The sequence below is a fragment of the Croceicoccus mobilis genome, from assembly GCF_001661965.1.
In the GTDB taxonomy this organism is placed as follows: domain Bacteria; phylum Pseudomonadota; class Alphaproteobacteria; order Sphingomonadales; family Sphingomonadaceae; genus Croceicoccus; species Croceicoccus mobilis.
Map to the genome: position 1 here is coordinate 345,363 of NZ_LYWZ01000025.1, position 22,023 is coordinate 367,385.

General features: G+C 61.3%; 17 protein-coding genes. 10 read left to right on the forward strand and 7 right to left on the reverse strand.

Annotated features, from left to right (window positions below):
• Positions 1–21: 21 nt before the first annotated feature.
• The 4 genes from ribB to A9D13_RS15795 all read right to left on the reverse strand — a co-directional run bounded on the left by ribB (position 22) and on the right by A9D13_RS15795 (position 6,658).
• Positions 22–1,341, reverse strand: coding sequence for a 3,4-dihydroxy-2-butanone-4-phosphate synthase (ribB, locus tag A9D13_RS15780; protein ID WP_066775730.1), 1,320 nt, complete (start codon positions 1,339–1,341; stop codon positions 22–24).
• Positions 1,342–1,642: 301 nt separating this feature from the next.
• Positions 1,643–3,886 (reverse strand): EAL domain-containing protein, encoded by a 2,244-nt coding sequence (locus A9D13_RS15785; protein WP_172808199.1) that lies wholly within the window; start codon positions 3,884–3,886, stop codon positions 1,643–1,645.
• A 208-nt stretch (positions 3,887–4,094) separates the two neighbouring features.
• The gene (locus tag A9D13_RS15790; protein ID WP_172808200.1) at positions 4,095–4,712 is read right to left on the reverse strand and encodes an OmpA family protein; all 618 of its coding nucleotides are present in this window, start codon (positions 4,710–4,712) and stop codon (positions 4,095–4,097) included.
• A gap of 29 nt (positions 4,713–4,741) precedes the next feature.
• Positions 4,742–6,658 carry a cation:proton antiporter gene (locus A9D13_RS15795; protein ID WP_066775735.1) on the reverse strand — a complete coding sequence of 639 codons (1,917 nt, stop codon included), beginning with the start codon at positions 6,656–6,658 and terminating at the stop codon, positions 4,742–4,744.
• Between the two features lie 171 nt (positions 6,659–6,829).
• Between A9D13_RS15795 and A9D13_RS15800 the strand changes: the two genes are divergently transcribed.
• Complete coding sequence (locus A9D13_RS15800) at positions 6,830–7,660, forward strand: YihY/virulence factor BrkB family protein (protein WP_082922472.1); 831 nt, start codon at positions 6,830–6,832, stop codon at positions 7,658–7,660.
• On the opposite strand, the gene A9D13_RS15805 is transcribed toward A9D13_RS15800, so the two are convergent.
• Positions 7,657–11,244 (reverse strand): hydantoinase B/oxoprolinase family protein, encoded by a 3,588-nt coding sequence (locus A9D13_RS15805; RefSeq protein WP_066775919.1) that lies wholly within the window; start codon positions 11,242–11,244, stop codon positions 7,657–7,659. The genes A9D13_RS15800 and A9D13_RS15805 overlap by 4 nt on opposite strands.
• Before the next feature lie 98 nt (positions 11,245–11,342).
• Here A9D13_RS15805 and A9D13_RS15810 point away from each other — a divergent pair, with 98 nt between their 5' ends.
• Positions 11,343–11,990: a YitT family protein gene (locus tag A9D13_RS15810; RefSeq protein ID WP_066775737.1), complete on the forward strand. Its 648-nt coding sequence runs from the start codon at positions 11,343–11,345 to the stop codon at positions 11,988–11,990.
• 3 nt (positions 11,991–11,993) lie between these two features.
• On the opposite strand, the gene A9D13_RS15815 is transcribed toward A9D13_RS15810, so the two are convergent.
• Complete coding sequence (locus A9D13_RS15815) at positions 11,994–12,731, reverse strand: hypothetical protein (protein WP_066775740.1); 738 nt, start codon at positions 12,729–12,731, stop codon at positions 11,994–11,996.
• 283 nt (positions 12,732–13,014) lie between these two features.
• On the opposite strand from A9D13_RS15815, the gene A9D13_RS15820 reads away from it, so the two are divergent.
• From A9D13_RS15820 to A9D13_RS15855, 8 genes are all read left to right on the forward strand, one after another.
• Positions 13,015–13,383: a hypothetical protein gene (locus A9D13_RS15820; RefSeq protein ID WP_066775742.1), complete on the forward strand. Its 369-nt coding sequence runs from the start codon at positions 13,015–13,017 to the stop codon at positions 13,381–13,383.
• A 122-nt stretch (positions 13,384–13,505) separates the two neighbouring features.
• Positions 13,506–15,200, forward strand: a complete 1,695-nt coding sequence (locus A9D13_RS15825; RefSeq protein ID WP_066775744.1) for a peptide ABC transporter substrate-binding protein — start codon at positions 13,506–13,508, stop codon at positions 15,198–15,200.
• Positions 15,200–16,117 (forward strand): ABC transporter permease, encoded by a 918-nt coding sequence (locus A9D13_RS15830; protein WP_066775748.1) that lies wholly within the window; start codon positions 15,200–15,202, stop codon positions 16,115–16,117. Before A9D13_RS15825 ends, A9D13_RS15830 begins: the two co-directional genes overlap by 1 nt.
• A 14-nt stretch (positions 16,118–16,131) precedes the next feature.
• Positions 16,132–17,070: an ABC transporter permease gene (locus A9D13_RS15835; RefSeq protein ID WP_082922474.1), complete on the forward strand. Its 939-nt coding sequence runs from the start codon at positions 16,132–16,134 to the stop codon at positions 17,068–17,070.
• Positions 17,071–17,074: 4 nt separating this feature from the next.
• Positions 17,075–18,112 (forward strand): ABC transporter ATP-binding protein, encoded by a 1,038-nt coding sequence (locus A9D13_RS15840; RefSeq protein ID WP_066775751.1) that lies wholly within the window; start codon positions 17,075–17,077, stop codon positions 18,110–18,112.
• A complete protein-coding gene (locus tag A9D13_RS15845) occupies positions 18,109–19,104 on the forward strand; it encodes an ABC transporter ATP-binding protein (protein ID WP_066775753.1) in 996 nt (331 codons plus the stop codon). The genes A9D13_RS15840 and A9D13_RS15845 overlap by 4 nt, the downstream gene beginning before the upstream one ends.
• Positions 19,105–19,194: 90 nt before the next feature.
• Positions 19,195–19,704, forward strand: coding sequence for a hypothetical protein (locus A9D13_RS15850; RefSeq protein ID WP_172808201.1), 510 nt, complete (start codon positions 19,195–19,197; stop codon positions 19,702–19,704).
• A gap of 211 nt (positions 19,705–19,915) precedes the next feature.
• Positions 19,916–21,187 (forward strand): tyrosine-type recombinase/integrase, encoded by a 1,272-nt coding sequence (locus tag A9D13_RS15855; protein ID WP_066775757.1) that lies wholly within the window; start codon positions 19,916–19,918, stop codon positions 21,185–21,187.
• Positions 21,188–21,273: 86 nt separating this feature from the next.
• On the opposite strand, the gene A9D13_RS15860 is transcribed toward A9D13_RS15855, so the two are convergent.
• A complete protein-coding gene (locus A9D13_RS15860) occupies positions 21,274–21,930 on the reverse strand; it encodes a lytic transglycosylase domain-containing protein (RefSeq protein ID WP_063976864.1) in 657 nt (218 codons plus the stop codon).
• Between the last annotated feature and the right edge of the window lie 93 nt (positions 21,931–22,023).

Consider the following 22,023-nt stretch of genomic DNA (forward strand, 5'->3'; position numbering starts at 1 on the left):
TTACTCCAGAATGCGGTGCGTTCAAGCGGGCTCTACGGCCTCGGCCCCGGCGGGAGCGATCAGGCGCTCCTCGACGATCGACAGGCCGTAACCCTCCAGCGCGATCAGTGAATGGTGCGAGGTGGTGAGCAGGATCATCTCGTGCACGCCCAACTCGGCAAGGATCTGTGCCCCTACGCCATAGTCACGCAGTTCGTCCATCTCTTCCGGGTTCTTGCTTTCACGCGCTTCAAAATAGCGCGCCAATGCGCCGCCCTTGAGTCGGCTGATTGCAACCAGGACGCCTGAACCTTCGCCCTCAATCATTTCCATCGATCGACGCAGCAGGCCTGTGCGGGGCCCCTTTTCACCCAAAATGTCGGCAAACATGTCGAGCGTGTGCATGCGAACCAGCGTCGGCGTTTCGGAATCCACGCGGCCATGCACCAGCGCCATCATCTCATCGCCGGTCGGTTCGTTGCGGAATGCCATCGCGGTCCAGATCTTGCCAGTGGCGCTGGTGAAGCGGCTTTCCGAGACGACCTTGACGTGACGGTCATGGCGCCGGCGATAGGCGATCAGATCACGGATCGTGCCAACCTTGAGGTCGTGCAGGCGGGCAAAACGAACGAGATCGTCCATGCGCGCCATGGTGCCGTCATCGTTCATGATCTCACAAATCACGCCCGAGGGGTTAAGGCCTGCAAGCCGGGCGATGTCGACAGCGGCTTCGGTATGACCTGCGCGCGTCAGCACGCCACCGTCGCGTGCGATCAGCGGAAAGACATGTCCGGGGGTAACAATGTCGTCAGCCCCCTTCGTTCCGTCAATCGCCACGCTGATGGTGCGCGCGCGATCGGCGGCACTGATGCCGGTGGACACGCCTTCGCGAGCCTCGATCGAAGTGGTGAATGCGGTTTCGTGGCGCGTCCGGTTGTTCCGGCTCATCAGTTCGAGCCCGAGCTGTTCGGTCCGCGTACGGGTGAGGGTGAGGCAGATCAGGCCGCGTCCGTGCGTTGCCATGAAATTCACCGCGGACGGCGTCGCCATTTGCGCGGGAATCACGAGGTCGCCTTCGTTTTCGCGGTCCTCGTCATCGACCAGGATGAACATGCGCCCGTTGCGGGCCTCATCGATGATCTCTTCGGGCGAGGCGATCACATCCCGGTCGGAATTCACGCGCAGGAAGGAATCGAGCTTGGCCAATGTCTCGGACGTCGGGTTCCAATGCGGCTCATCGCAGTCGCGCAAGCTGTTGGCGTGCAAGCCTGCAGCGCGTGCTATGGCGGATTTGCTCATGCGCCCCTTCGCGATGATTTCGCGGATGCGGGTACGGGTCGATTCGAGTTGTTCGGTTTGCATGCGGGGGCAATGTCACATTGCAATGTGAATTGCAAAAGCAATGTGATCAGGTTCCCGGCTATAGCAAGACATCGGCGTCAGGGACGGCGGTGAAGTGTGAGACTTGTGCGGCTTACGTCGAACCAAGGAAAAACCCCGCCGGTTAGGGCGGGGTTCCATTTGGTCAGTCCAACCTCGAATCAAGTGTCGAAGGTCAGGCCCCAGATCCAATCGATCAGACCACGGTTTGCGCCATTCGGCTTACGGTTCTGCATTTTAGGCCTCCATTACTGAGGCCTCATCATTAACCTTAAACTCATAGTTAATAAAGCGTTAATTTCTTGCTCATGGAATCTTCGTCGCTATGAACCATCGCAAGCAGCTGAGCGATGCGCATGGGGCGTCCGTAATAGAACCCTTGCCCGATGGTGCAGCCAAGCTTCGTAAGCGTGTTTCGCTCCTCTTCGACTTCGATGCCTTCCGCCACGAGGCGCATGTCCGCATTGCGCGCGGTTTCGCACAATGCGCCGATGACGATGCGTGCGCGTTCATTATGCTGCGCAAGCGTGACGAAGCTGCGATCGATCTTGATCTCGTCGCAAGGCAGGCCGACCAGAAGCGAAAGATTTGCCTCACCAGTGCCGAAATCGTCGAGCGATATGTGGAAACCCTTCGACTGCAGCAGTTTGAGGTTGCTCGCGGCGATGGGAAAGTCGTCGATCTTGGCGGTTTCGGTGATTTCGATGGTGATTGCTTCGGGGCGGCCGCCGCCCGCCGCGATATTGTCGCAGACGAGCGGAATGAAATCATGTTCTGCGAGAAGCGTGGCCGAGATATTGACCGAAACCCGCGCGCCCGCACTGGCGAGCACATTAGCCGAGCGCGCCGCCAGACGCAGCGTGTGCGCGGTCAGCGGCTTGAGGCGGCCTGCCTTTTCGATATGGGGAATGAATTCGCTGGGGCTGATCTCGCCACGCTGCGGGTGCTTCCAGCGCACGAGTGCCTCAGCACCCACGACGTGACCATTCTCCAGCAGGCACTGGGGCTGGAACAGCAGATAGATGTGCTGGTGCGCGATGGCATGGTCGAGCGATGAATGCAGCGAAAGTTGCCAATCCGCATCCGCTCCGCCCTGTTCGCTGACAAGCGCAAGCCTGCTCGCGCGGCGCTGCGCGATTTCTGCGGCAACGACAGTCGCGCTTATCGCCTGCCGCGGGACGGTCACTTCTGTGTCCAATATGCCAAACCCGCATGCAAAATCGAGCGTGCGATCCCCGACCCGCAAGGGCGCACTGGCGAGGGCAAGCAGGCCGGTGATGTGGCTCTTGGCATGCTCCATCTCATCGAACCAAGCGAAATGGCCGGTGGCATCGGTATAGATCCGCAGTTCGCCACCAACGGCAAGTCGCTGGGCGATCTGGTTTATGAAGCTGCGATGGAGGGTGGGGTCGAGGCTGGCAAGGATCTCCTCGTAATTCTCCACGCGGGCCACCACCAGGCGGCCGTTGCTTTTCGCGAAGTCATCCTCCAGCGACTTGAAGTTGGGCAAACCCGAGGTTGCATCGCTGCCCGCGGCGCGATCGCGCCAGATCGTGCGGGCCCTGACCGCGCCATAGATTGCCAGCAGCGTGTAGAGCATGCCGGCAGGCAGGACGATGTCGAAATGCATCGCGATAAAAGGCGCTGCGATTGATGCTGTAAAAAGTGCTGCATATCCAATGCGTCGCTTTCGGCGTGGCAGGAGCGTGGCAGCCGCCAACAACAGGCCGAGGAACAGGAAGGGGATCGTCCAGTGAAAGGCTTTCAATTTGCCGGCGTAGAGCGTTTCGGCGGCCAGAACCCCGACGAAATTGGCCGATGAATCGGCCAGATTGGGCGTGCGGTATGTCTGTGTAATGCCAAGTGGCGGAGCGGTGACCAATACTCTCTTGCCGCGGATCGCTTCTGCGGAAACCTTGCCGGAAAGCAGTTCCTGAAGCGTGTAGATGGGCACGGTCTGAAAACGATAACGGTGGTCTATCGGGTAAACTTCGCCCTGCAGGCTTTGCGCATTTATATCAGCAAGAGCGAGACCTAGCCGCGGTAGGGTATTTGGTCCGGAATCGAATGTGGTGACAGCGTCCAGCGTATATCCGGTTATAGAGGTGCGATTGAGGTCGACCGCCTCCTCGTCCACGGGGAGAATGGCTGTGCGAACGATCTGCCGCCCTGTAGAATTGTCGCTGGTGTTCGAAACCGGCCAGACGACCACTGTTCGCGATCGCGACCTTGCCAGCACGTCACGAAGCTGGCCGATGCCGGGATCGTCACTCGGAAACCGGCCCTCGAACACGATCCGGCGCGGCTGCATCGGATCAAGCGCCGAAATCGCCAGCGCCTCGCGCTCCGCTCCTGAGCGGTTGTCGGTGCTGTCGGCATCGGTGGTGATCATCACGATTTCACCCGACGCATCGCGCGGCATCATGCGGGCCGATATGATGCGCGGTGGTTCATCCAGGATTTTCGGCAGGTCGAGCAGATACAGCACGGCCACTGTCGCCAACAGCGACATGGCAAGCTGGATCAACCGTTGCTTCTGCTTCTGTCCGAGCCAGATAAAGGGGGTCTGCACGCGCATTGGGCAAGCAGGTAGCATAGGATAGTTAATGTTTCGCTTCGAAAACTCGGGGCGACACTAGCTATGTTATCTCGGCAACAGGGTTAACGCGCCGTTTGCCATTATACACCCGCCATTCAGGGGAAGGGCCGGCCGATAGGCGCTGGAACGGCTCGAATTAATCGTTCGCTTGGGCGTCTGCCTGCGCCGTTTCCTCGGGGGCAGCGGCAGGGGGGGCGCTTTCGCCGGTGTCGTCACTGGGCGGCTCCACCGTGATTTCGACTCTCCGGTTGGCGGCGCGACCTTCCTCGTTCGGGGTTCCGTCGGGGAGGGCGTTGGGTTCGATTGGGTTCTGCTCGCCCATCGGAATTATCTTTATACGGTCGGAGCTTGCGCCTGCTTCCTCAAGCATTTCGGCAACGGCTTCGGCACGCTTTCGAGAAGCGCGTATATTGGCCTCGTCATTGCCTTCGCTGTCGGTATGGCCGCGAAGCACGATTGCGCCATCCCCGGCAAACTGCTCGGAAGCAGTCAGATTGGCGATGGCTTCCTTTGCCGCCTCGTCGAGTTCGCTGCCGCCATCGGGATAGGAGATCGTGACTTCCAGCGGCATGAGCGGGGGCTTTTCGATCGGGCGTTCGGGCATGTCATCGCGCAGGATCGAATTGACGGGCGGCGCTTCCACCTCTTCCTCTTCGGGCATGACCTGTGCGGCGGGATCATCCTCTGGCTCTGCCGGTGTGGTTCCGTTTTGGTCGCACGCTGCCAGTGCCAGCGCCAGACCGGCAATAGTCATCGGCTTTCCTAAAGTTGCGATCGTCTTCCTCATGCCGGCTTCGGCTCCTCCCCAGCGGTTCCGTCTTTTGTCTGCGCCAGAACTTCCTCACCGGCCTGCTCGCTCTTCGCCTGCACACGGGCACGCTTTTCACGCTTGGCCTGCACTTTGTCGGTCACCGGATCCTCTGGCGGGGAATAGGATATCACGACATCGCCGGCCATCGGGGCAGGGCGCGAGGCATGGGTGAAGAAGCGCAGGTTGCCCCCCTTCTTCACCACCAGCAGGAAATCGGCATCTTCGGGCAGGGCATCACGGGCCTGGTCGAAACCGAACTGTTCGGACAGGCGCGTCTTCCTGAACTCCCAGCCCTTGGCCTGCCGTTGATGCAATTGCTCCATGCCGAGGCCTGACGGGAACAGCGAACGCCCGCGGATCGAAGGCGGCAGAGAGCGCGGATCGTTATGATGCGTCGGTTCGCCCAGCTGATACACTGCGTCACGCCCGATTTCCGGCGCGAATTCGTTACAGACAAGGGCGTTATAAGCCTCATTCTCGGTCGCGGCGACCAGCACCTGGTATTTCGACAGGTCCAGCGAATGTTCGGTTGCCTCGGCAAGGATCTCACCGTGATAGGTGTCGAGCCCCTGCTGCCGTGCGCGCGACAGGCGCCACCAGCTGGTATCGGCGAGGGTCACGGGCACATCCAGCTCGTCCAGCTCCTTGGCGAGCGAAATCGACCATGGCGTCGCGCCGATCAACAGCAGCCCTGGCGTCGTCGAACCCGTCACGCCCAGCCAGCGCGCCACCGGCACCACGGTAAAGCCATGGGCGACGATAGTCGCGACCACCACGGCGAATGACAGGCTGATCAGGATCGTGCCGTCGCCATAGCCAAGATCGGACAAGCGCAGGGCGAACAGGCCGGAGATGGCGACCGCGACAATACCGCGCGGCGCGATCCAGGCGAGGAATATGCGCTCTTTCCACGGCACCTTTGAAAAGGCGAGGCTGAGCAGCACGGTCGTCGGACGCACGAGGAACAGGATCGCCAGCAGGAAAAGGGTGAACTGCCATTCCAGCAGGCGCAGCGTATCGTAATCAAGCGACGCCGACAGCAGAATGAAAATGCCCGAGACGAGGATGACCGCGATATTCTGCTTGAACGGATGGATGTCGCGCAGGGAATCGAGGTTCATATTGGCCAGTGCCACGCCCATCATCGTCACGGCCACCAGGCCGGTTTCCTGCTGGATCATGTTCGAGACGACAAACAGGCCGACCACCGCCACCAGCAGCACCGGTGCCTTCAGATATTCGGGCACGAAGCCGCGCGGAAAGCTCCACGCGATGACCCATGCGGCGATATAGCCCAGCACCGCGGCGGCCAATGTCGCGAAAACCAGCGCCGGCAACACGTCGAACAATGCGCCGCCATTGGCCGATGCGCGGAAATATTCATAGGCGAGAACCGCGCACATGGCGCCGAACGGGTCGTTGACGATGGCTTCCCATTTCAGGATCGCCGCAGGGCGGGGCGCAACGCTCGATTGGCGTAGCAGGGGCAAGACCACGGTCGGGCCCGTCACGACGAGAATCCCGGCAAACAGGATCGACACCGGCCATACCAGGCCGGCGATGTAATAGCAGGCCAGCGAACCCGCGACCCACGCGATGGGTACGCCGAATACGACCAATCGCCAGACCGCGCCTCCGGTCTTTCTCAGTTCACGGAAATCGAGGGAGAGGCCGCCTTCGAAAAGAATGATGGCGACCCCGATGGATATCATCGGTTCCAATAACTCGCCGAAGGCGTGATGCGGATCGATGACGCCAAGGATCGGCCCAGCGAGAAAGCCCGCGATCAGCATCAATACGATAGCGGGCCAGCCGGTGCGCCATGCGACCCACTGGGCACCGATGCCCAACACGCCGACGAGGGCGATAACGAGACCTTGTTCCTGCATGCCCCTCCGGTGACTGCCACACGCTTGCCGTGCGACGCAATGCGAGCTTGGTTAATGGTCGGGGAAAGCGCGAGTTCCCGTTATCGCGAAGAAAGCCATGGAACGCTCTGCCTCGCCGCCTGTTGGGCAGAGACAGGGACGCCATAAACATTACAATCACAGGGGACGGTATTGGCTTCGGTTACTTCAGGCAAATCATGGGTTAACGGGGCAAAGACCGGATGGGCCCGCGCCAGCGAACATAATATCGCCCTGATCGCGGCGGGCGTCGCGTTTTACTGGTTTCTCGCCATGATCCCGCTGATCGCTGCGGCGGTGTTGACCTACGGCCTTGTCGCCCAGCCCGAAACGATCGCCTCCCACATGGATGCCATCGCGCGCATGCTGCCCGGAGAGGCCGCGGCATTGGTGCAGGACCAGATGCAGGCCGCCATTCAGGGTTCGGACCAGTCGCAGGGGATCGGCCTTGCCGTTTCGCTGGGGCTGGCGCTGTTCGGTGCGCGCAATGGGGCTGGATCGCTGATGCTTGCGCTGAACGTCGCTTATGAATGCAAGGATGCGCGCAGCTTCTTGCAGCGCAATCTCGTCGCTCTCGCAATCACCGCGGCCTGTGCCATAGGCGCGCTGCTGGCGGCGGGCGCGATGGCGCTGCTGGGGCTCTTGGGCAACTGGCTATGGGACAATATCGTCGTCGCGCAGCTGTTGTCCGTTCTCACCTATGTCGTGCTCGGCGCGTTTCTCGCGCTGGCGGCGGGGCTGCTTTATCGCTTTGGGCCAGCCTGCGGAACCGGCCCGCTGCGTTGGTGGGCCATGGGCCCGATCGCGGCAGCGGTTGGCATCGGCCTGCTGACATTGGGCTTTGGCATCTACGTCACCAATTTCGGCAATTACAACGCCACCTACGGCTCGCTGGGCGCAGTGGTGGTGCTGCTGACATGGTTGTGGCTGTCGGCCTATATGCTGCTGCTGGGGGCAGAGCTGGACGCGGCCACGCGCGCCTAGTCCCTGCCATAGCCACCGCCGCCGGGGGTCGCGATTTCGAACGCATCGCCCGGATGCATTTCGGCCCCGGCGCAGGATGACAGCTCCTCGACCGCTCCGCCGGCCCGGATGACGCGGTTAAGGCCGGTCTGGCCCGCTTCTCCACCTTCCAGCCCGAATGGCGGAACGCGGCGACGGTTCGAAAGGATACCCGCCTCCATCTCCTCGCGGAAACGGATGCGGCGGATGACGCCATTGCCGCCGTGCCATTTGCCAGCGCCGCCGGACCCTGCGCGGATGGCGAAAGCCTCCAGCACTACCGGGAAACGGGTTTCGAGGATTTCGGGATCGGTGAGGCGCGAATTGGTCATGTGGGTTTGCACCGCGTCCGCGCCGTCAAAGCCGGGGCCTGCGCCAGAACCGCCGGCGATGGTCTCGTAATACTGGTATCGGGCATTGCCGAAGGTGAAATTGTTCATCGTCCCCTGCGCGCCCGCCATCGCGCCCAATGCGCCGAATATGGTGTCAGTGACGACCTGGCTTGTCTCCACATTGCCTGCGACCACAGCGGCAGGGGCAACGGGGTTCAGCATCGAACCTTCAGGCACTTTCAGCCGGATGGGGGCGAGGCACCCCTCGTTCATCGGTACGTCGCCATCGATCATGGTCCGAATGGCGTAAAGGACCGCCGCGCGAACGATGGGGAGCGGGGCGTTGAAATTGCCCTTGTGCTGATTGCTTGTGCCGGTGAAATCGAACAATGCCTCCCGCGCTTCGCTATCGATGGTGATGGCCAGGCGGATTGTCGATCCATCATCCATCTCATAGGCGAAGCTGCCGCTGGATAGCTGCCCCAGCAGGGCGCACACGGCTTCCTCGGCCTGTGCCATCACATGGCCCATATAGGCATCGACGACCTCACGCGATTGCCCGGCGGCAAGTCGGTTGAGTTCAGTCGATCCCTTGATGCAGGCGGCAAGCTGCGCCTTGAGGTCGGCGATGTTGCGGTCGGGATCGCGCGCCGGGAACGCGCTATCGGCAAGGCGGGCGCGCATGTCGACTTCCAGAAAGCGGCCTTCGTCGACCAGCAGCACATTGTCGAGGAGGATGCCTTCTTCCTCGACGCTGGTGCTGGATGCGGGCATGGAGCCGGGCGCGATGCCGCCGATATCGGCATGGTGCCCCCGCGCCGCCGCCCACCATGCCGGCGCGCTATCGTCCCCATCGGCGAAGATCGGCAATACGACCGTGATGTCGGGCAAATGCGTGCCGCCATCGTAAGGCGCGTTCAGCGCATAGGCATCGCCGGGCATAATTCCGCGCCCGTCATCAGCCCTGCGCCGCGCGACCGTGCGCACGCTTTCTCCCATGGAGCCCAGATGCACCGGCATATGCGGTGCGTTGGCGATCAGATTACCTTCACGATCGAAGATCGCGCACGAGAAATCGAGCCGCTCGCGAATATTGACCGAACTGGCGCTGGCCTGAAGCGCGGCGCCCATTTCCTCGGCAATGCCCATGAACAATGCACCCATGATCGCGGTGCGCACCGGATCGCGTTCGGTGGAAAGGGTGCGTTCACCGCTCTCGCCCGTCCGGCGCAGCAGGAGATTGCCGACATTATCGACTTGGATGCGCCAGCCCGGCTCGACCACGATGGTCGAGACATCGTCGACCACCAGTGCCGGGCCATCGCCCTCGAAACCGGCGGCGAGGGCGGGGCGGCGATAGAGCGGGATTTGATGGGCGCGGCCGTCCATCCATGTGTCCACGGTCGCAGCTGCCGGTTCCGACGTTTCGCAAAGGGGCAGCGGTGGTCCACTGCGGCGCGGGGAACGATTGATAGCCTCGGCCCGCGCCGTGGCGGCGACGATCCGCCCTTCCGGATCGAAGCCGAAGCGTTCACGCCATTGGCTGTGAAACCATGACGCCATGTCGGACGTAGGGCCATAGGTGACTTCGACCGTGTTCTCGCTACCAGCAGGGCGTAGCTGTAGCGTCTTTTCGATGGCGATTTCCGTCGGGGCAATGCCCTGCGCTTCCAGTTCGGCCCTTGCCTCTGCGGCCAGCGTATCGAGTTGCGCCGCGATGGCGCTGTCATGCCCGTCATCCAGTGTCAGCGAAAGCGTCGCCTCCCGCATGGCGCGGCGATCGGCAAGGCCCATGCCATAAGCGGAAAGCACGCTCGCCAGCGGGTGCGCCTGAACCGTGTCGATGCCCAGCGCCTCGGCCACGAGGCAGGCGTGCTGCCCGCCCGCACCGCCGAACGCGGCAAGAGCGGCACCGGCGATGTCGTGCCCGCGACGGATAGAGATCGACTTGATCGCCTGCGCCATGTCCTGGACCGCGATGGCGATGAAGCCTTCGGCGGCCTCCATGGGCGTGAGCTTGCGGCCGGTTTGTGCCTCGATCTCAGTGCAAAGGGCTTCGAGTTTCGCGATCACCACATCGCGATCGGGCGGCAAATCGCCATCGGGGCCGAAAACCGGCGGGAAATGCGCGGCCTGCAATTTGCCCAGTGCCAGATTGCAGTCGGTCACCGTAAGAGGACCGCCATTGCGATAGCAGGCAGGGCCGGGGAAGGCGCCAGCCGATTCCGGGCCGACGTGAAAGCGTCCGGCATGAAACTGGCAGATCGACCCGCCGCCCGAGGCAACGGTATGGATGCGCATCATGGGGGCGGCAATGCGCACCCCCTCAAGCCGGGTTTCGCCGTCGCGCTCATATTGGCCGGAATACCACGACACATCTGTCGACGTTCCGCCCATGTCGAACCCGACGACAGCCTTGAAGCCGGCCTCTTCCGCGGTGGCCGCCATGCCGACGATGCCGCCTGCCGGACCGGACAATATGGCATCCTTGCCGTGGAAACGGTCCCGCGCGGTCAGGCCGCCGTTCGACTGCATGAACAGCGCATCGCCGGAATCGCCAAGCCCTGCGGCAATGGTCGAGGTATAGTCGGACAGCGGCGGAGAGACATAGGCATCGAGCACCGTCGTATCGCCGCGCGATACCAGCTTGATCAATGGCGCCAGCTCATGACTGACCGAGACCTGACGCAGGCCAAGGTCACGCGCGATGCGGGCCAGTGCTTCCTCATGCGCGGTATGGGCATATCCGTGCATCAGGCAGATCGCGACCGCCTCGATGCCATCGGCCTTGGCGGCGGCAAGCTTCTCGCGCGCCGCTTCCTCGTTCAGTTCACGCTCCACCGTGCCGTCGGCCAGTACGCGCTCGTCGATCGCGATCACGCTGTCATAGATCGGTTCGGGCAACTTGATTTCGCGGGCGAAAAGGTCCGGGCGCTCCTGCGACCCGATTGTCAGCGCATCTTCGAAACCGGCGGTGATCGCCAGCGCGACCCGCGCGCCCTTGCGTTCAAGGAGAGCATTTGTCGCCACCGTCGTCCCAATGCGCAGGCGGCAGGGGGGCAGGGGTCCCGTGGGCGTTTCGGTAATCGTGCGGATCGCGTGGATCGCAGCGTCTTCGGCGCGGGAGGGATCCTCGGACAATAGCTTCGTGCGTTTCAGAGTGCCATCAGGGGAGAGCGCCACCACGTCGGTAAAGGTGCCGCCACGGTCGATCCAGAACTGCCAGTCATTCATGATGTGGGCCTTAACCTGTTTGATCTGTCGGTGCACCCCGTGGCTTGCGGGGCATGATGCGATTGGCTAGCGGGCACGCCTTATTCAAGGATCAACCCATGACAGACAGCAACGATAGCGCGAGCGGTGTGATAGAGCCCGAATTCCCGGAGCCGCGCCCGCATTCCCTGCTGGAGGATGCCTATGGCCTTTTGACCGGCGCGCTATTGCTTTCGGTCGGGCTGGTGCTGATGAAGGCAAGCGGGATCGTCACGGCGGGAATGGGCGGCGTTGCGCTGCTGTTCTCCTATCTTGTCGGGGGTGCGGTCGATTTCTGGTTCTGGGTGTTGAACATCCCGTTCCTCGTCCTGGCGTGGAGCGCGATGGGGCGCGAATTTTTCATCAAGACGGTTTGCGCCGTGACCGCCACGGCCATGTTGGCGGCTTTGACGCGCCTTTCGCTCGACATATCCTCGATCCATCCCGCCTTCGCTGCCGTGGCGGGCGGCACGGCGGCTGGAGCGGGAGTGATGGCCATGCTCAGGCATCGCTCAGGCGTGGGCGGGGTCACCATCCTGTCGGTGTGGCTCAACCGAAAAAAGGGGTGGAGCGTCGGCTGGCTCAGCTTCGTGCTCGACGGCATCATCATCTCGGTCGCGGTGCTGACGCGCCCGCCGGAACTGGCAGCATGGTCACTGCTGTCGGTGGTGGCGATGAGCACGGTGCTCATCGCCTTCCACAGGCCCGGGCGCTACACCGGCTATTGATCTTTATTCGGCGGGCTCGCGATGCGGATCGCGGATCGTGGGCGCGGTTGTCGTCACCGTTCCCGCGTTCCCGATGGAATGGACGTTCGACGGGCGCTCTTCCTCCTCGACCACACGATCTTCGACGTGCTCATCCCGGCGGGGCGCGGGTTGGGCGCGATCCTTTACCGTGGCGGTCGCATGGTCGACATCGCGGATCAGCTCGTCATACAGAGCCTCGTAATGGATCATCGCCTGGCGCAGATCCTCGGTCGAGACATCGTCGCGGCCCTGGCGAACGGCAATGTCATGGCCTTCGCGGTAGCGGCGTGCGACTTCGGGGTGATCGACGGTCAGATCGGCATGGCGCTGATCGAAATCGGCCACGGGGAAACCGCGGGCCTTCATCAACGCGCCGATGGTGCGGTCGGCGTGCAATACGGCCTCTGCCGGGCTGTTGACGAAAATGCTCTTAACCTCGGTCCATTCGTGGACGAAGCGTTCATGCTCGGCAACGGTCAGCGGGCGGATGTCGAGAGCCGCGACGCGGCGCTGGCGCTCTTCCAGCTCGTGCTCGGCCTTGCCGGTGTTGCCGGTGGTCTCAACAGTGCGGTCATATTCGTCACCGAACCGGTCGCGCAGGCGTTTGGTGCGATTGCGGGAGATGAAATACCAGATGGCGAGGGCCGCTATCACCGCTGCGGCGATGATGACCCATACAAGCGGATTGACGGTGTTCACGGCAACATACCTCTCGTTCATCCCATCCGCCGGATCAACGGGACGGGCACGAGCCGGTTCCCCGAAATACTTAACCCCCTTCGCCTTACGCCATCCCCAAAGGTCGTACCGGAATGAGACAGGCGGTGAAGGGTGCTTAAGGGATATGGTTACCGAAATTGAAGGAATCGCGGCGCTGGGTCACATGGGGGTCAGTCACCCGATGGGGGCCGGGTGACACTTCATTCATGGCCGCCGCGCACCGTCGTCGAGAATTTGGGTCAACGGTCTGCTGCACGCCACATTCGCAAAAGAGGGTTTGGGAATGTCCACGCAATATCGTCTGCTCGAGAGGCAGGAAATCGGCGCCGAATGCAAGCTGCGCGCAAGCGGCGGCCTGGCACGAACGGCAATCGTTGCCAATCTCACCAATGAAGGCTGCATGGTCGAGTGCATCCCGACCAGCCTGCAGCGCGGTGACACGGTCTATCTGCAGTTCGGAAAGGTCGGGCCGATCATGGCCGAGGTGATCTGGCTGCGTAAGGGGGTGAGCGCGGGGCTGCGTTTCGAAAACGCTTTGCATCCCGCTGTGTTCGACCGTCTCGTTCATGTCGCTCATCGCTCGATGATCCTGGGGCTTGAGACGGGCGAGCCGAATTATGCACCGCGTCCCGCACTGCGAGCGGTGTGTTGAGGGCAATACCCGGTTGAACCCTGGCGTGACTGGTCCTCCCGCGGGGTAAAAACTTACAGTTGAAACCGGTTGGGGCGCGCTGAGCCATTGCAGCGCGCCCTTTGCCATGCCAGTGTAAGGCGATGGACACGTTCTCTCTGGCCGGTTCCCTCACCGGCATACGCCGTTTCTGCAAAGCCGCCCTGCTGATCTGCGCGCCCGCCTTGCTGGCTGCCTGCGGTTCGAGCGAAAGGGCCACCGACGTCGCCGCCGAGGAAGGCGTGCTGATGATCGGCATCGGTTCCGAACCCAAGACGATCGATCCCGGCCTTGCCACTGGCACGCCTGAAAGCCGTGTGCTTTACGCCTTGATGGAAGGGTTGATCGGGCAGGACCCGAAGGACGATCTCGTCAACCAGCCCGGCGTTGCCGAGAGGTGGGAAAGCAACGAGGATTTCACCGTCTGGACCTTCCACCTTCGCGAAAACGCGAAGTGGAGCAACGGCGATCCGCTGACGGCTGAGGATTTTGCCTATGCGTGGAAACGAACGCTGACGCCGGAACTTGGCGCGGAATTTGCCGAAATGCTGTTCGTGATCAAGAACGCCGAACCCTATCAAAAGGGTGAAATCACGGACTGGTCGCAGGTCGGGGTCAAGGTCCTCGACCCCTATACGCTGCAGGTCACGCTGGAAGGGCCGACGCCGCATTTCCTCGGCATGACGAAGCATTACACCTATTTCCCGGTCGATGCGAAAGTCGTGGAGGCCAATGGCGGCGCGGCAGATCGCCAGAGCCGCTGGTCCACGGCCGAAAATTTCGTCGGAAACGGCCCGTTTGTCATCAAACGCTGGGCGATCAGCGAAGTGATGGAGACGGTCAAGAACCCGAATTACTGGGACGCGGCCAACGTCAAGCTGAACGGCGTCAACTTCTATCCGGTCGAGAATATCTCTGCAGAGGAAACGATGTTCCGCGGTGGGCGCCTGCACATCACCTATGAGGTGCCTTCGTCGAAGCTTCCCATCCTCAAGACCAAGTTCAAGGATGAGCTGCAGATCGACAAATATCTCGGCAGCTATTTCTACCGCGTCAACACGACCAAGCCGCCGTTCGACGATCCGCGCGTGCGCAAGGCTTTCGCCATGGCGATCGACAAGCAGCTTTTGGTCGACAAGGTGACGCAGGGTGGCCAGCAGCCCGCAACCGGCTATGTCCCGCCGGGCATCAGCGGCTACGAAGCATCGACCGCCGTTCCCTATGACGTCGAGGCGGCCAGGCGTCTGCTGGCCGAGGCCGGCTATCCCGATGGCAAGGGCTTCCCGACGCGCGAGATCCTGATCAACACGTCGGAAAACCACCGCCGCGTGGCGGAAGCGATTCAGGCGATGTGGAAGAAGAACCTCAATGTCGAGGTCGGCATCTACAACCAGGAGTGGAAGGTCTATCTCAACAGCCAGATCAACCTGGATTATGACGTTTCGCGTTCGGGCTGGATCGCGGATTATGTCTATCCCTCGGCTTTCCTCAACATCTTCACCACGGGTGGCGGCAATAACAACACCGGCTGGGGCAACCCGCAATATGATCGCCTGATCGACGCCTCGCGCACCGCCCAGACGGAGGAAGAGCGCATGGGCCTTATGCATGATGCCGAGGAGATCCTGCTGAACGAGCTGCCGATCATCCCGATCTACTGGTATACGCGCGTGTATCTGAAGGATCCGCGGGTAAAGGGCTGGTATCCCAAGCTCCTCGACCGGCACCCTTACAAATATATCTATTTCGACAATTCCGGCACCGCTGCTGCCGATGAAGTGAATGGGGAGGGCGCCTGATGCTGCGTTTCATCGCCACGCGCCTGTTGCAGGGCGTGCTGGTCCTCCTGGCGATTTACGCCGTAACCTTCTTTCTGGTGGCCGCGACACCGGGCAGCCCGTTCAGCTCCGAACGCGCGATCAGCCCCGAAATCCTCGCCCAGATCGAAAGCTTCTACGGCTATGACAAGCCGGTGACGGAGCGTTTCGTGACCTCCATCACCAATGTGCTGCATGGCGAATTCGGCCCTAGCGCCGTTTATGCCAACCGCACCGTCACCCAGATCATCGGCGCCAGCTTCCCGGTTTCGGCTAAGCTGGGTCTGTTCGCGCTGGCCGTGGCGCTGGGCATCGGCATTCCGGTCGGCATCCTTGCAGCGGTCAGGCAGAACAGCTGGCTCGATTACCTGCCCATGTCGATCTCGATGGGCGGCATCTGCCTGCCGACTTTCGTCATGGGCCCCTTGCTGGTGCTGATCTTCGGCCTGATCCTTGAATGGCTGCCGGTGGCGGGCTGGTTTGGCTGGGAATATACGATCCTGCCATCGCTGACGCTGGGCCTGTATTACGCGGCTTACTTCGCGCGACTGACGCGTGGCGGCATGCTGGAAATGCTCAATCAGGACTGGGTGCGAACCGCCCGCGCCAAGGGCGTACCGGAGCGCACGATCATCTGGAAACACTGCCTGAAGGGCGGTTTGATCCCGGCGATTACCTTCCTTGGCCCTGCGCTGGCCGGCATCATTTCCGGCAGCTTCGTCGTCGAAACGATCTTCCAGATCCCCGGCCTTGGCCAATGGTTCGTGAAGGGCGCGCTTAATCGCGACGACTTCCTGATCCTTGGCTGCACCGTGCTTTTCGCCGCGCTTATCGTGGTGATGAACCTGATCGTCGACATCGTTCAGGTCGCGCTCAATCCGCGCCTCAAATACGAATAGTCGGACCCAAGATTATGAGCGATCATTCCGAAACCGCCGTCCTTGCCGACGAACCCGTACCCCCGCCGACCGAGGCGAGCGAAATTGCGGCCGAAGAGCTGGAGGAAGGTTCTTCCCTTTGGCGCGATGCGTGGCAACGGCTGCGCCGCAACAAGCTGGCTTTGGCGAGCCTTTTCATCTTCCTCGCCATCTGCCTGTTCTGCGTCGCGGGGCCTTGGTTCTCGCCCTATAATGCCGATGCGCAGGATCTTTTCCTTGGCGCCGTAGGGCCAAGCTGGGCGCATCCTTTCGGCACCGATACTTTGGGCCGCGACCTGATGGTCCGCGTGATGGAGGGTGGGCGCATCTCGCTTCTCGTCGGGCTGGTCGCGACCATGGTCGCGCTGCTGATCGGCGTGATGTATGGCGCGGTGGCGGGTTATCTCGGCGGTAAGGTCGACAGCGCCATGATGCGGTTCGTCGACCTGCTTTACGCGCTTCCCTTCACGATCTTCGTCATTTTGCTGATGGTCGCCTTCGGGCGCTCGCTCTGGCTCATCTTTGTCGCCATCGGCGCGATCGAATGGCTGACGACGGCGCGCATTGTGCGATCGGGCGTGCTGGGGCTTAAGAAGCAGGAATTCGTGGAAGCCGCCAATTCGCTGGGCTTTTCCCATATGCGCATCATCGTGCGGCACCTGATCCCCAATGTGCTCGGCCCGGTCATCGTGGTCGCCACGCTGACAGTTCCTGCCGTGATGCTGCTGGAAGCGTTCCTCTCCTTCCTGGGCCTTGGCGTGCAGCCGCCTGACGCATCGTGGGGCGTACTTATCAACGAGGGGCAGCAGAACATGGAAATCTTCCCGTGGATGCTGATCTTCCCTGCCTTTTTCTTTGCGCTCACGCTCTTCTGCCTGAATTTCCTCGGCGATGGCCTACGCGACGCGCTCGACCCCAAGAGCGCGAAGGACTGATTTTATGGCACTTCTCGAAGTTTCCGATCTTCGGACATCATTCCATACCCGCGGCGGTGTCGTGCGCGCGGTCGATGGCGTGTCCTTCACTCTGGACAAGGGTGAGACGCTGGGCATCGTGGGCGAATCCGGGTCCGGCAAATCGGTCACCTGTTATTCGCTGATGAAGCTCATTCCCGAGCCGCCGGGCCGGATCGAAAGCGGGACCGCTTTTTTCGACGGGCAGGACCTGCTGCAGATGTCGCCGAAGCAGCTTCGCAAGATCCGCGGCAACCGGATCAGCATGATCTTTCAGGATCCGATGACCTCGCTCAATCCGTATCTGCGCATCAGCACCCAGCTGATCGAAGCGCTGCGGATCCACACGAACATCGACAAGAAGGCCGCCCTGAAAAAGGCGATCGAGGCGCTGGAGGAAGTGGGTATTCCCGGCGCTGCGCAGCGGGTGAACCAGTATCCGCATGAGTTTTCGGGCGGTATGCGCCAGCGCGTGATGATCGCGATGGCGCTGATCACCGAGCCTGACCTCTTGATCGCGGACGAGCCGACGACGGCGCTGGACGTGACCGTGCAGGCACAGATCCTTGATATCATCAAGGAGCGGCAGAACCGGCTTGGCACCGCGGTCATCCTTGTCACCCATGACCTTGGCGTGGTCGCAGGCACCTGTGACAAGGTGAACGTGATGTATGGCGGCAAGCTGATGGAGAGCGGCACGGCCGAACAGGTGTTCTACAACGCCATCCATCCCTATACCCGGTCACTGCAAAAGACGATCCCGTCGCTGCAGGCCAAGGGCGAGAACCTTTATACCATCGCCGGATTGCCGCCAGACGTGTCGAAGCCGATCCACGGCTGCGCCTTCTACCCGCGTTGTCCCTATCCCAAGACCGGCGCGCCGGAGGGTGACCGTCCGCAGCTCGTCGATGCAGGCGATGGTCATTGCTTTGCCGATTGCCGCTTCTGTGACAGCAGCGCGCCCATCGAAACCGTGCTTCCGCAAAAGGATGCCGGCGATCTGGCCGGGGAGGAATTGGCATGAGCGATTTCCTCGTCCTCGACGATCTCAAGACCCATTTCGACCTCGGCAACAAGGCATTCTCCCGCCAGTCGAAGGGCGTGGTGAAGGCGGTCGACGGCATTTCGCTGACCGTGCAGGAGGGTGAGATCCTTGGCCTTGTCGGCGAATCCGGCTGCGGCAAATCGACGCTGGGGCGCACGATCCTGCAACTGATCAAGCCGACATCGGGCCGCGTCATTCTGGAAGGGCGCGAATTGAATGCGCTTCCGGAAAAGGAATTGCGCAAGGCGCGCATCGATTTCCAGATGATCTTCCAGGATCCCTATGCATCGCTGAACCCGCGCATGACGGTGATGGACACGCTGGGCGAAGCAGTGCGCACCCGCCACCCTGAGCTGAAGGGTGAAGCCCTGCGTGCCCGCATTGCCGAATTGATGCGAACCGTGGGCATGAACCCGGCCCAGATGCGCCGCTACCCCCACGAATTCTCGGGCGGCCAGCGCCAGCGCGTCGCAATCGCCCGTGCATTGGCGCCCGAACCCAAGCTGATCATCGCGGACGAGCCCGTTTCCGCCCTCGACGTCTCGATCCAGTCGCAGATCCTCAATCTGCTCAAGGATCTGACGCGCAAGATGGGCCTGACGATGATTTTCATCAGCCATGATCTGTCTGTCGTGCGCTATATCGCCGACCGTATTGCGGTGATGTATCTTGGCAAGATCATCGAACTTGGCAGCGCAGAGGACATCGTTGACGATCCGCTGCACATCTACACCCGCGCATTGATGAGCGCGATCCCGCGCCCCGATCCGCGGCTTGAACGCAGCCGCAGCCGCATCGTGCTGGAAGGCGATCCGCCAAGCCCCATGAACCCGCCATCGGGGTGCAATTTCTGGCCGCGGAGCCCCGTGCAGCATGACGATTACATGAAGAGCCACGAGCCTGTATTCGAGGAAATCGTGCCGGGCCATTATGCCGCCAACTGCCCGTTCTGCCTGCAAAAACAGTCTTAGGTAACAGTCCCTAGCCCCGCCCAAACACACTGGGCGTAATGATAGGATAAGCCAGTTCCGGATCTTCTCATCACATGAGGATAACGGGACTTGGCATTTGCAGGCTTACGTAAGCGCGCAGCGCGCAGGAAGGTACGGCTGCATGGCCGGATGCGATCGAACTGCGACTGGATCGATCTAAGCATCCGGAACCTGTCGAAAAAGGGCCTGATGGCCGAAACCGACGATCCGCCCGGTCGGGGCCATTATATCGAGATAAGGCGAGCCGATCACATCTTCGTGGGCCGGGTCGTCTGGTCCAGCGGGCGCTGCTTTGGCGTGATGCTGTCGGATGAGGTCAATATCGATTCGGTTGTCGCCGGTTTTGCCAATGACAACAGCGGCGGCAAGGTCCCGGGCATGGAGCGCCGCGTTCATTCCGACAGGCATGGCAGCGTGCAAATCTTGGCTAAGCCCAGTGACTGGCGCTGGCTGGGTCAGCTGCTCGAGCGCGCTTCACTGGTGCTGTTCGGCGCCGCCCTTGTCGGAACGTTCGCCTATACCAGCTATGGCGCAATGGCCAATTCGATGAGCGCGATAACAACGGCGCTCCAACCCTGAACAGGGCGTGATCTGCTGAATATGAAAGAGGAGGGTGGTGGACGCACTTGGGCTCGAACCAAGGACCCGCTGATTAAGAGCCATGATCAGAGGGTCCTAGCGCGTCCGCATGGGTCCAAGAATGGCGGAAATCTGCGATTCATAGTCCGCATTGTTCTTGAAATGTTCGCCAGTATCCACTACAAAAAGCTACCTAAGGTAGCAGGTACATATGGCGAACAAAGTAGGTTTGACGGATGCGAAGATCGCAGGGCTGAAGGCGCCGACTGCGGGTCAGGTTGAGCTCGCCGATGGTATCGTACCCGGCCTCAGGCTCCGCATGGGTGCCAGTGGTATCAAGACGTACATTCTGCGCAAGCGGGTTCAGGGCAAATGGTTGAATGTGACAATCGGACGCCATGGGCCAAGCTTTACACTGGCCCATGCCCGAAAGAAGGCGCGCGATCTGCTTGTCGATGTCGAGCAGGGCAAGAGCATCGCCAGAAAGGCGGGGGCAAAGAGAAAGGGATCAAAAGGGGTCGGGACAGTCGCGGAGCTCTACGAGACGTACCTTGCTCAGCAGATCGAGGGCAAAAAGCGGAGCGCGAGGGAGTTCGATCGAGTGTTCCGAAAATACATCGAGCCCGAGATTGGAGACCGGCTCGCGGACTCCATTACCCGAAGTGACGTGAGCCGCTTCGTTGAGAAAATTGCGTTCGAGCGGGGCAAGGAAACCCTGACGATGGCGCGCATCGTGTATCGCCATCTTTCGACCTTCTACACGTGGGCGCTCACCAGACTTGAGCATATGCCAGCCAACCCCTGCCGGGATGCGTGGCGCCCGAAGCGGAATGAGCCTCGCGACCGTGTACTCAGCGACCGTGAGCTTGCTGCGCTGTGGCAATCTGCTGTTGAGGATGGCTATCCGTTCGGCCATCTCGTGCAGATGCTTATTCTTACGGCTCAACGCAGAGGTGAAGTGCTTGATGCGGCGTGCGATGAGTTCGACTTCAAGGCGAAAGTCTGGACAGTTCCGGGCGATCGAGCGAAAAACGGCAAAGCGAATGTGGTGCCGCTATCCGCCCAGGCCCTGGCAGTCATTACCGAGATATTCATGGCGGCTGGCATCGACCCCGACGAGGCCCACAAGCAATCCCAGATCCTGTTGGCATCGAAGGTCACCAATACGAACAGCGTTAGCGGACTATCCAAGGCCTGGAAACGGATCAGAGGAAGCGTGGACGAGAAGCTCGGCTACGAGGCCGGACACTTCACAATGCATGATATTCGACGGACGGTGGCGACCGGACTCCAGCGTCTTGGCATACCCTTGGTGGTTTCTGAGGCGGTCCTCAATCACCAGTCAGGATCAGCTATGGCTGGCGTCGCTGGGGTCTATCACCGTCACCAGTATACCAACGAGAAACGGGAGGCGTTGGCGCTGTGGGGTAAGGAGGTAATGCAGATTGCAGCCAAGTACCCAGTCGAAGTCAAAGACGGCTAATCTCACAGGGGTTCGCAACCGCTACGAACCCGTCCAGCTAGAGACCGCAGCATGATGACCGTGCTCTGGCCATTGTGGGTCGATCTTTAGAAACGCCATTGTCGAAGGACCTCTCGAACATATCCGGGCGTCTCGCCATTCCGGGGAATGCCACCTGCGCGTTCCACGGCGCCGGGACCCGCATTGTAGGCAGCCACCGCGAGGTGAACCACGCCGAACTTGTCGAGCATCTGCCGCAGATACCGCGCCGCGCCGAAGATGTTGGCCATAGGATCGAAGCGATTGAAGACCCCGAGTTCTTTGGCCGTGGCTGGCATCAGCTGTCCAAGACCTGCTGCGCCTGCAGGGCTGACGGCAAAGGGGTTGTATCGAGATTCTGTCCATACGAGCGCATCGAGCAGGCCCGCGGGCAATGAGTACTTCGCTTCTGCCGCATAGATGTGGGGAAGGTAGCTTGCTCGCCTGAAGCCGGACGGGCCACGTGCGGCCTTGGGTTCGTATCTGTATGGCAGGTTCACCCGGCCATTTTGTGGAACAGTAAGACCAGATGCTGGGCCGGCCTGACGGGATGACCATAGCCCATGCTCGACCAGCTGGAAGCCGTTCGATGTTTCAGCAATCCGGATGCCTTCGGAGTGACTGGCGGGGGCTGCGATTGTGGCTGGCGCGGACAAATCCTGGGCTCTGGCGGAGGTAGCAGAGGTGATCGCGAAGCCTGCGACCAAGATAGCTTTCATTGTCATTTCTCGATCCCTGTATAGCCGAATCGAGTGAGAACATATAAAGAACATATGAAGTAGGAAAATGGTTTGGCGCTGGTGCAGAGCGGAGGCTGA

Bases quoted from the DNA above. Each gene is read 5' to 3' on its own strand.
- ribB (WP_066775730.1), bottom strand. From the start codon at position 1,341: ATGCAAACCGAACAACTCGAATCGACCCGTACCCGCATCCGCGAAATC.
- A9D13_RS15790 (WP_172808200.1), bottom strand. From the start codon at position 4,712: ATGACTATTGCCGGTCTGGCGCTGGCACTGGCAGCGTGCGACCAAAAC.
- A9D13_RS15795 (WP_066775735.1), bottom strand. From the start codon at position 6,658: ATGCAGGAACAAGGTCTCGTTATCGCCCTCGTCGGCGTGTTGGGCATC.
- A9D13_RS15805 (WP_066775919.1), bottom strand. From the start codon at position 11,244: ATGAATGACTGGCAGTTCTGGATCGACCGTGGCGGCACCTTTACCGAC.
- A9D13_RS15810 (WP_066775737.1), top strand. From the start codon at position 11,343: ATGACAGACAGCAACGATAGCGCGAGCGGTGTGATAGAGCCCGAATTC.
- A9D13_RS15815 (WP_066775740.1), bottom strand. From the start codon at position 12,731: ATGAACGAGAGGTATGTTGCCGTGAACACCGTCAATCCGCTTGTATGG.
- A9D13_RS15820 (WP_066775742.1), top strand. From the start codon at position 13,015: ATGTCCACGCAATATCGTCTGCTCGAGAGGCAGGAAATCGGCGCCGAA.
- A9D13_RS15825 (WP_066775744.1), top strand. From the start codon at position 13,506: ATGGACACGTTCTCTCTGGCCGGTTCCCTCACCGGCATACGCCGTTTC.
- A9D13_RS15830 (WP_066775748.1), top strand. From the start codon at position 15,200: ATGCTGCGTTTCATCGCCACGCGCCTGTTGCAGGGCGTGCTGGTCCTC.
- A9D13_RS15835 (WP_082922474.1), top strand. From the start codon at position 16,132: ATGAGCGATCATTCCGAAACCGCCGTCCTTGCCGACGAACCCGTACCC.
- A9D13_RS15840 (WP_066775751.1), top strand. From the start codon at position 17,075: ATGGCACTTCTCGAAGTTTCCGATCTTCGGACATCATTCCATACCCGC.
- A9D13_RS15845 (WP_066775753.1), top strand. From the start codon at position 18,109: ATGAGCGATTTCCTCGTCCTCGACGATCTCAAGACCCATTTCGACCTC.
- A9D13_RS15855 (WP_066775757.1), top strand. From the start codon at position 19,916: ATGGCGAACAAAGTAGGTTTGACGGATGCGAAGATCGCAGGGCTGAAG.
- A9D13_RS15860 (WP_063976864.1), bottom strand. From the start codon at position 21,930: ATGACAATGAAAGCTATCTTGGTCGCAGGCTTCGCGATCACCTCTGCT.